10 protein-coding genes are annotated in these 10,112 nt (G+C 48.4%); 1 reads left to right on the top strand and 9 read right to left on the bottom strand.

Translation table 11 applies throughout. The features are described 5' to 3' along the window. The 9 genes from mazG to MCG44_RS00480 form a co-directional block, all read right to left on the bottom strand. Positions 1–476 (bottom strand): nucleoside triphosphate pyrophosphohydrolase (gene mazG / locus MCG44_RS00520; protein ID WP_240286189.1); only part of this gene is annotated, 476 nt, incomplete at its 3' end. A 24-nt stretch (positions 477–500) separates the two neighbouring features. Then, entirely contained in the window at positions 501–2,231 is a 1,731-nt protein-coding gene (locus MCG44_RS00515) for a phospho-sugar mutase (protein ID WP_240286186.1), read from the bottom strand. Positions 2,232–2,263: 32 nt separating this feature from the next. Beyond that, the gene (locus tag MCG44_RS00510) at positions 2,264–3,265 is read right to left on the bottom strand and encodes a CotS family spore coat protein (RefSeq protein WP_240286184.1); all 1,002 of its coding nucleotides are present in this window, start codon (positions 3,263–3,265) and stop codon (positions 2,264–2,266) included. An 88-nt stretch (positions 3,266–3,353) separates the two neighbouring features. Beyond that, a complete protein-coding gene (locus MCG44_RS00505) occupies positions 3,354–4,700 on the bottom strand; it encodes a CCA tRNA nucleotidyltransferase (protein ID WP_240286183.1) in 1,347 nt (448 codons plus the stop codon). 17 nt (positions 4,701–4,717) lie between these two features. After that, positions 4,718–6,157: a proline--tRNA ligase gene (gene proS / locus MCG44_RS00500; RefSeq protein WP_240286181.1), complete on the bottom strand. Its 1,440-nt coding sequence runs from the start codon at positions 6,155–6,157 to the stop codon at positions 4,718–4,720. A gap of 27 nt (positions 6,158–6,184) precedes the next feature. After that, the gene (locus MCG44_RS00495) at positions 6,185–6,670 is read right to left on the bottom strand and encodes a deoxycytidylate deaminase (RefSeq protein WP_240286179.1); all 486 of its coding nucleotides are present in this window, start codon (positions 6,668–6,670) and stop codon (positions 6,185–6,187) included. Between the two features lie 13 nt (positions 6,671–6,683). Beyond that, positions 6,684–7,148: a phosphotyrosine protein phosphatase gene (locus MCG44_RS00490; protein WP_240286177.1), complete on the bottom strand. Its 465-nt coding sequence runs from the start codon at positions 7,146–7,148 to the stop codon at positions 6,684–6,686. Positions 7,149–7,159: 11 nt separating this feature from the next. Next, entirely contained in the window at positions 7,160–8,209 is a 1,050-nt protein-coding gene (locus MCG44_RS00485) for an L-threonylcarbamoyladenylate synthase (protein WP_240286175.1), read from the bottom strand. 86 nt (positions 8,210–8,295) lie between these two features. Further along, positions 8,296–8,991 (bottom strand): N-acetylmuramoyl-L-alanine amidase, encoded by a 696-nt coding sequence (locus MCG44_RS00480; protein WP_240286173.1) that lies wholly within the window; start codon positions 8,989–8,991, stop codon positions 8,296–8,298. Between the two features lie 264 nt (positions 8,992–9,255). Here MCG44_RS00480 and MCG44_RS00475 point away from each other — a divergent pair. Beyond that, a partial coding sequence (locus MCG44_RS00475; RefSeq protein WP_240286171.1) for a hypothetical protein occupies positions 9,256–10,112 on the top strand: 857 nt, incomplete at its 3' end.

Below are 10,112 nucleotides of genomic sequence, written 5' to 3'. Positions count from 1 at the left end.
TCGATCTTTTTCAGGACCTTTGATGTGCGGATCAGGGCAGGAAGACTGTGCGGAACAGCTTCCAGTTCTGATACCCCGGGCTGATCCTTTTTTTCCTGCTTTTTAATCTGCTCCCAGTTTACCAGAACCTGTCCGGAATCATCCGCCTTCTGGTCCCCAAACACATGAGGGTGCCTGCGGATCATCTTTTCACTGATTCCCTGGATCACATCATCAAGCCCAAACAGCCCTTCCTCCTCGGCAATCCGGCTGTGCATCAGCACCTGCAGAAGTACATCCCCCAGCTCCTCACACAGGTTGTCCCACGCCCCGGTCTCAGAGAGGATGCGTATCCCGTCAACTGCCTCATAGGCCTCCTCGACCATACAGGCTCTGAGACTCTCGTGCGTCTGCTCGCGGTCCCAGGGGCATCCGTCCGGGCTTCTCAGTTTCGCGATGATCTCTTTCAGTTCTTCAAATGAGTATGTCTTTTCCATGGGGTCCTCCAAATTCATCCGGTATTACATCATACGGTCGATCATGGCAAGCACTTCTTTACCCAGGGCTTCCGATTTCGAGTCAGCATCTTTAAGAGATGTACCTTTGATACCGTAATAGAATTTAACCTTAGGCTCTGTTCCTGACGGACGTACACATACCCATGCATCATCTGTCAGGTCATAGTACAGAACATTGGATTTTGGCAGTCCAGTCGGCTTCACATCGCCGGTTGCCGTCTCAGTGATCGTGTCTTTCTGATAATCCCTCACGGACAGAACATCGTAGGCTCCGATCTTCGCAGGCGGATTCTCCCGCAGTCCGCTTAAGATTTCCTGAATCTTTTCCAGACCTTCGATCCCTTTCAGAGTGATGGCCTTAATGTCATCCTTATAATAACCATAGCGTTCATACATATCGATCATTGCATCCCAAAGCGTTTTGTCCTGGGTCCTGTAGTAGGCTGCTGCTTCACAGAGTGCCATTGTCGCCACGATGGCATCTTTATCTCTCGCATGAGTTCCGATCAGGCATCCGTAGCTCTCCTCAAATCCGAAGAGATAGGTTCCCTTCTTATTCTGTTCAAAGCCCAGAATCTGCTGTCCGATAAATTTAAATCCTGTCAGCACCTCGATTAATTTCACACCATAGTATTTGGCGATCGCGTCCGCCATATTCGTCGTTACGATAGTTTTAATCAGTGCTCCGTCATCCGGCAGGCCTTTCAGGGCTTTTTTCTGTCCGATCTCATAATCTGCAAGAAGGCAGCCCGACATATTTCCGGTCAACGTATGATATTTACCTTCACGGTCTTTCACGTACACGCCAAGCCGGTCAGCATCCGGATCCGTTGCAAGCACCAGATCTGCATCCACTTCCTTCGCCAGCTTTAAACCAAGTGTAAAAGCCTCTTCAGCCTCAGGATTCGGATAGCTGACAGTAGGGAATTCCCCGTCCGGAAGTTCCTGCTCTTTTACAACGTACACATTTTCAAATCCCAGCTCCTGAAGCACGCGGCGCGCGGGAATATTTCCGGTTCCATGCAGCGGGCTGTAGACGATCTTCAGATCTTTTGCGGTCTCCCTGATAGCATCCATATGGAGCACCTGGCTTTTCAGTTCTTCCATATATGCATCGTCAACTTCCCGGCCGATAACAACGTACATTCCTGCATTTTGGGCGGCATCTTTGTCCATTGTTTTCACGTCATTGTAATCTGTAACCTTCTGAACTTCATCCATGATTCCGGAATCATGAGGCGGTGTGATCTGGGCACCGTCCTCCCAGTATACTTTATATCCATTATATTCCGGCGGATTATGGCTGGCTGTGATATTGATGCCGGCGATACATCCAAGCTTACGAACTGCATAGGAGAGTTCCGGTGTCGGACGCAGTGATTCAAAAATATAAGCTTTAATCCCGTTCGCTGCCAGACACAGCGCTGCTTCATTCGCAAATTCCGGAGACATCCTTCTGGAGTCAAATGCAATGGCCACGCCCTGATCTTTTGCATTCAGCCCGGCAATATAGTTTGCAAGACCCTGTGTGGTCTTTCTCACTACGTAAATATTCATACGATTGGTCCCTGCACCGATCACACCGCGGAGACCGGCAGTACCAAATTCAAGGTCCTTATAAAAACGTTCTTTGATTTCCTGTTCATCATTTGCAATACTTTTAAGCTCTGCCTTGGTTTCTTCGTCAAAGTAAGGTGAATTCACCCACAATTCATATGTTTCCTTATAGTTCATAAAGGTACCTCCTACCAGCTTCTTTTCTCTTATTATAGCGTATCTGACGGAAAAAGGAAATCAGAAAAACAGGTTTTTAGAAATTCCGACCACGCCTTCTGCTGCCTCATGACCAGCTGAAGTTTTTCCGAGTTGCGCCCCGAAATCCAGGCTTTGTGATTGTTTGCATAATAGTTGACCAGTTTCCAGAATTTCCAGGGATAAGAAAGCCTGATCTTCAGATTGAGTACTTCCTCCTCAGAAAGTGGTTTAACGCTGTGATATCCTGTGAGCATGCTTTTTCCAAGTCCGATATCCCAGTTATGTTTTTCCAGTATCTTTCTCATAAACTGATACAGGTCAGCTACCTGAACATCATAGTTCCATTTTTCATAATTGATCAGTGTCGGGCGACCGCCCGTCCATATTATATTGTGCTGATTACACTCACCATGGCAGACACTGCCCGTTTCCATCGCCGTTTGGTACAGCTCCTGATAACCGGAACGTTCAAGCTGTTCCACAGCCGTCTCGCCCTGTTTCAGAAAGCTGTCCATACAGCGAAGAAGCTGCATTTCAAAATCTGTTCTGGAATTTTTCTTTCGGATGAAATTTCCTATTTTCCTGATTTCCCGGTTATGCCGTGTACATTCATCCAGGAGAGACTCCTTCCGGTAATTCTCCTCCAGCGGCATTTGCATGACATTATGTAACCGGGCAAGCGCTTTCACCCCTTCAAGAACATCACTTGCGGACTTTGTATCGCATTCTCTCCCCGTAAACCATTCTCTTACCACATACGGAATACCATCTCTGTCATTGGAGACCAGCTTTCCTTCTTCATTTTCCAGCACACAGTCCACTCTGGTCTCTCCGCTCTCCAGAATATGAAGCTGCAGTTTCCTCTGAAGCTCCAGTTTCTTCTCCGATCCCCGGTACTCTTTTACTATCTTAAGTCCGCGCTGAGTTTCACAGATCAGCGCTCCGCGTCCCCGGTACGATGACTTTACTGTCAGTCCATACTGTTCCATTACACTTAACCCATAATCGTACATAACAAACCCCCTCACCATAAGCTCTTTCTATCTTATGTTGAAGGGGTAAAAAATATACAATTTATGGACGGAGCAGTCTGATGCATTCTCACACTGTCTGTTTCCCTGCCGTTTTTTTCCCGGCAAATGCCAGCAGGTACTCCCTGGTATTCCGTGCCGGATCATCGAGAACCTCTTCCAGTGCTTCCTGCAGCACGATTCCGATCTTAGGTCCCGGCTTCATCCCCAGCGCCATGAGGTCACCGCCCGACAGTTTCAGGGTCTTCAGGGATACACATTGTTTCTCTGAAACAATCTTATCGAACAGCACACTGACACCCTCCAGGCGTCTGAGCTTCTCCTGCCTGTACCAGCCGCTCTGTGCCATCGTATCCGCATACTGCAGCTTCAAAAGACGCGGAAACAGGTCCTCTCCGATACGGTGCACCGCACGTCTGACGAGACGCTCTTCCGCCTGCGTCTTCGTATCATGCCAGTATACCAGATTCTTAACCTGTTCAATGGTATCGTTGTCGAATTTCAGACGTTTTAAGATACTTCTGGCGCGATCAGCCCCTGCTTTATGATGCCCGTTAAAGTGATCGACACCATTTTCATCCGTCGTCCTCACCGCCGGCTTTCCGACATCATGCAGCAGTGCAGCGATTCTCAGCACCTTGTCTTTCTCAATGTGGCGCAGCACTTCCAGTGTATGTTCCCCCACTGAGTACACGTGATCCGGGTTATTCTGCGGCGTGCACATCATCTCGTCGAATTCCGGCAGCACTGCGGCCGTGATGCCCGTCTCATATGCCTCGCGGATCATCGTGGGCCGCGGTGACATCAACAACTTCACGAGCTCCGTCTGAATTCTCTCTGCACTGATTTTGGACAGGGTGGGAGCCAGTTTCCGAATTGCTTTTCTCGTATTCTCCTCGATTGTAAAGCCCAGCTGGGCAGAGAATCGGACAGCCCGCAGAATGCGCAGGGCATCTTCTGAAAAACGCTGTGCGGGTTCCCCCACACAGCGAATTCTGTGTCTCTGCAGATCCTGCATGCCGCCGAATATATCGATCAGCCCGGCAGCCGGACTGTATGCCATCGCATTGATCGTAAAATCCCGCCGTTTTAAATCCTCTGACAAATTCGGTGTAAATGTCACATCTTTGGGATGTCGTCCGTCCTCATACTTTCCGTCAATACGGTACGTAGTCACCTCAAATCCTTCCCCGGAGACGAGGACGGTTACCGTACCGTGCGCCAGCCCGGTATCCACAGTATGACGAAACAATTCTTTCACCTGTCCGGGGGTCGCAGACGTAGTGATATCCCAGTCATCCGGTGAGCGGTCCAGTACACTGTCCCTCACACACCCCCCGACAGCATATGCCTCATATCCACTCTGTGTAAGCTTGTCAATGATCATCCAAACCGCCGGCGGCAGTCTCAGTCTCATACGCACTCTCCTTAAGATTAATATGCTTTACCCCAGTACACCATCTTCACTGCCGGTTTTCCACAGCAGACACAGGTATCAGCGATCTGTTCCTGCTCAAACGGTATGCATCTGGACGTTGCCTGTGTCTCCTCTTTGATCTTTTCCTCACATTCCTGGCAGCCGCACCACATAGCCTTAACAAACCCCGGTTTCTCTTCAATTGTTTTCCGGAAGCTTTCATAATCCTGTGCCACGTAGGTATGGGAATCACGGTGTTCCCTCGCTCTGTCCAGCATATCCTTCTGAATCGTCACGAGCAGTTCCTGTGCTTTTGCTGCAGCCTCGTCAAGTGCCACAACAGTCTTTTCTCTTGTATCACGGCGAACCAGCACAGCCTGACCATTTTCTATATCCTTCGGTCCCAGCTCGATACGCACTGGTATTCCTCTCATTTCCTGCTCTGAGAATTTCCAGCCCGGGCTCTTATCCGAATCATCCAGTCGTGCTCGAACACCCGATGCCCTCAGACTGCTGCAGACTTTGTCCGCCATATCCAGAACGCCTTCTTTTTTCTGCTGGATCGGAATGACCATTACCTGCACGGGTGCAATGCGCGGAGGCAATACCAGTCCGCTGTTGTCTCCATGTACCATAATGATAGCTCCGATCATACGAGTCGTCATGCCCCATGAGGTCTGATGTACGTATTTCAACTGGTTATCTTTATCGGCATACTGGATACCGAATGCCTGTGCAAACCCATCCCCAAAGTTATGACTGGTTCCGGACTGGAGTGCCTTACCATCATGCATCAGGGATTCAATTGTATACGTTGCCTCTGCCCCGGCAAACTTTTCCTTATCCGTCTTTCTTCCTTTGATCACAGGAATAGCCAGCACTTCCTCGCAGAAATCTGCATACACATTCAGCATCATGATCGTACGTTCTTCTGCCTCTTTTGCCGTTGCATGTGCAGTATGGCCTTCCTGCCATAAGAATTCTCTGGAGCGGAGGAACGGTCTCGTCGTCTTTTCCCAGCGCACAACAGAGCACCACTGATTGTACAGCTTCGGAAGATCCCTGTGAGAATGGACATCCTTGGCGTACAGGTCACAGAACAATGTCTCGGAAGTCGGCCTGACACAGAGACGCTCCTGAAGCGGTTCCAGTCCGCCGTGTGTCACCCATGCAACCTCAGGCGCAAAGCCTTCCACATGGTCCTTTTCTTTTTGCAGAAGGCTTTCAGGAATAAACATCGGAAGATATACATTCTCAACTCCCGTCTCTTTAAACCGTCTGTCAAGCTCATGCTGAATATTTTCCCAGATCGCATATCCAGCCGGTTTGATTACCATACAGCCTTTTACGCTTGTATAGTCAATCAGCTCTGCCTTTTTTACAATATCCGTATACCACTGCGCAAAATCTTCCTCCATGGAAGTAATCGCTTCAACCAGTTTCTTTTCCTTAGCCATAATTTCTCCTTTTTACCTGAATATATTTTAAACACGGAATGTGATTTCCCGGTTTGTCCTGTTGTATTGATAATAACGCACCCCCGCAGCGTCCAGCATTCTCTTGGAAGCAACAACGGAATCTGAACCCGAATATTTATCACAGTCATAGATAATCGTCTTGATACCTGCCTGAATGATAGCCTTCGCACACTCGTTGCACGGAAACAGTGAGACGTAAAGCTTTGACCCCTCCAGACTGCCGCCGCGATAATTCAGAATCGCATTCAGCTCGCTGTGCGTGCTATAAAAATATTTGTTATCAAGCGGTGCTCCCTCCCTTGTCCACGGAAATTCATCGTCCGAACATCCGGTGGGAAAACCGTTATATCCCATCGACAGGATTTTATTATCTGCGCTTACGATACAGGCTCCAACCTGTGTGTTGGGATCTTTTGACCTCATTCCGGATAAGATTGCAACACCCATAAAATATTCATCCCAGGTTATATAGTCTTCTCTTTTTGTCCCCATTATGTTTCCTCTCCTATTGCTCCTGCTGTTCCTCTTCGTTAAGGCGGATTACGATGCCTCCGATCAGAGCTTCCAGCGTCTCATAACATTTTCCGTATTCCTTTAACGGTTCCCCGTAAAGAGGAGGGAGTTCACCCCGCAGGCTGATATATTCAGTCAGCGTATAAACGTGATGTGCATGCTCATAGTTTTCCCAGATTTTTTCCTTCTGTGCATCCTCCATCGTAAGTACCAGAACATCTTCCCCCAGATCTTCCTGCTGCAGCTGTCTGGCCTCATGGGTCGTCACACTGTAGCCGTTGCTGATCAGCACCGCCTCCGCCTTCTGATTCATCGGTTCCGGAAACAGCACAACGAGACCTCTGGATTCAATATCCAGCGGTCCGAGAAGGAATTTGCTTTTCATAATGATCTTTGCCATCGGTGCTCTGCTGTTATCATCTTCATCTACGAAGATCAGTTTGTTATAATACTTCACTGTGGTGCTCCTCAAACCTCTATAATCTGGTGTCCTGCCGCCTTCAGCAGACGGTTCATGATAGCCTGTCCCATTTTAGGAGTGTGGAAAGACTCCGAATAAATATATGCAACTTCGCTGTCATCAAATTCCCGCAGCACCCGGTAAAGATGCCGCGCGATCCCGGCTTCATCTTCGCGTGCCCCGATGCTCTTGACAACTCCTGATTTATAGGCGTCAACCGTCTCATCCGTACCGATGATGCCAACACAGTATCCCTGGCCGATTTTTTCATCCGCCATTTTCTGGATTGCAGCCGTCACATTTTCCTGCCTGCCTTCTACGATCACAAGCGATCCCTTCGGCGCATAATGTCTGTATTTCATACCGGGAGCCTTTGGGTGAATATCCATATCTTCCGCGATCAGTCCCTGATCCATCCTGACTTCCCCCAGAATCTCCCGAAGCATATCTTCATTGATATAACCCGGCCGCAGTATCGTGGGTATATCCTCTGTAAAATCCACAATCGTGGACTCCAGCCCGATTCCTACACTACCCCCGTCAATGATCATATCAATCTTCCCATTCAAATCTTCGATCACGTGCTCCGCCAGCGTGGGGCTGGGCCTCCCGGATGTGTTAGCGCTTGGTGCAGCCACGTATCCGCCAGCCTCCCTGATCAGAATCTGTGCAATACTGTGACTGGGCATTCTGACTGCAACACTCTCAAGTCCTCCTGTCGTCTCATACGGCACACATTCGCTCTTGGGAAATATCATAGTCAGGGGACCGGGCCAGTATGTGCCCGCAAGGTGTTTTGCCGCAGGCGGTATCTCAGTCACTAACGCGTCCATGTCTTCCAGGTTCGCTATATGAATGATCAGCGGGTTATCCGACGGTCGTCCCTTGGCCGCATAGATCTTATGAGATGCGTTCACGTCAAGTGCATTGCCTCCCAGACCGTACACGGTCTCCGTCGGAAACGCCACCAGGCCGCCGTCCTTTAAAATCTGTCCGGCCTCCCTCATGATGTCCTCCTGTGGATGTTTCCGGTCCACCTTTACAATTTTCGTTTCCATAGTCATCCTCTTGTAATAAATCTTTACACAATCCATTTTATTATAGCATTGAATTTTGTAAAATGGAACTCTCTTTTTGGGAAAACTCAGGAATCCCCCAGATATTCCCTGACACCTGCGGTTACTGCGGCCGCAACCTTATCCTGATATGCTTCTGTCTTTAACTTTCCAGCCTCCTCTGAATTGCTCAGAAATCCACATTCAACGATCACGATTGGAACCTCTGTCTTCTTCAGCAGGTAGTATGTGATGTTCCCCTTCTCTTTTCTGTGGTTTTGAGGGTCGAGTCCATCCACAAGTGCATTCTGGAGCATGGACGCCAGCTGTTTTCCGTCCTCGGAATGTTCAAAATAGAAAACCTGAGCACCCTTCACGGCTTCATCAGAATAGCTGTTCTGATGAATACTGACTGCACAGTCTGCGGAACTTTCGTTGATGATCTGACACCGTTTCTTTAGATCCTCCGCCTTTTTATTCTGGCTTCCCCTGCCGCAGAGCATCTCATCCTTCGTGCGAGTCATAATCACCTGGTATCCCGACTCCTGAAGCAGTTTCTCTACTTTTTTGGCAATTTCCAGATTCAGATCCTTTTCCAGTTCGTTATTGATCCCCACTTTTCCCGGATCATCACCGCCGTGACCGGCATCGATCACTACAGTCTGACGGCCCTGCAGTTCCTGCGTGACCAGACGCGCTCCTTCCCGCGATAAATAGTACACGCCCACCAGCAGCAGACATCCCAACATAATGTCTACAACGGGTTTCCATTTTTTTCGATCCATAGACACCTGCCATCATATCTTCCTCTTAATATATGACTCATCCACTTCCAATCATTCTACCTGAGCTTAAAGTTTCCCAAATGCCAAAAATAACTTGACAAAAGCATTCTTTCTGCAGATGATAGAATTAACGTAACAGTTCAGGACGGCGGGGAAATTGGTGCAGAAAGCTGCGTCAAGCTTTGCTTGTAAGTCGCTTTCTACACCAATTTCCACATCGGATGAACATTTGATGCTTCTTGACCGGCTTTTTCGGTCAGGAAGATGTGCCGTCCTGAACAGTTACGGATTAATATTTATTACCATAAAGGGGGGATCTGCCATGAACCACTCAGAGGAGAACAGCTTATTTTCCGGTATTCTGGCCGCACTGACCGCAGCCGTGTTTTTTACCGCCTGTCTGAAGATACCGGCACTTTCAGCTTTTATCTCATCCGCAGGCAACATCAATTTAATTGTCTTTGCGGGAACCGTCATTTTATTTTGTCTTTCGTTCCTGCTTTTTTACCGCATATTCTGCTTTCGGGCATGCAGCTTTTTACAGCACCGTGCAGTGCGCTTTCTATGTTTCACACTGTTTTCAATTGGAACACTGCTCTTTTTAACCGTTTCTTTTTTAATGAGGGAAACCTCACCGGAGGGGTGTCATACAAATACATCTGGCATAATCTGCCCTGCTGCTTGTCATTGTCCTGGCCTGATCGCATGTCTCGTGTTTTTCAGCGTATGGCATTTCCAGGATACCTGTCAGAACCTGGATTATGGTTTTTATTTTACAGCGGGCTGACCATGCTGATGACCTATACCTTCTACACGCCAAATATCTTCGGACGAAGTCAGGCCGCCGATACCGCCCACGGCCATGCATATTTCAATTCTGTCTACAATGTATTTCACGGAAGTGCATACACAGAGTCCACGACCAGCATTTACGGTCATTACGCTCTTTTTATAAATTCCACTGAAGATTCTGGGCGGAAACTTCCTGATTTCATGCTGATCACAGCATTGATAGGAGGGTTATGTTTTCTGTGTTCATTTTTAACGCTGCACCTGATGGTCGAAAACACCGTCATCCGTATTTTAGGATGTATCGCAACTCTCCCCATCTTATCTATGAG

It is taken from the genome of Lawsonibacter sp. OA9, from assembly GCF_022440585.1.
Note: the sequence above shows the minus strand (reverse complement) of the source record. Positions and strands in the feature narration are given on the sequence as shown.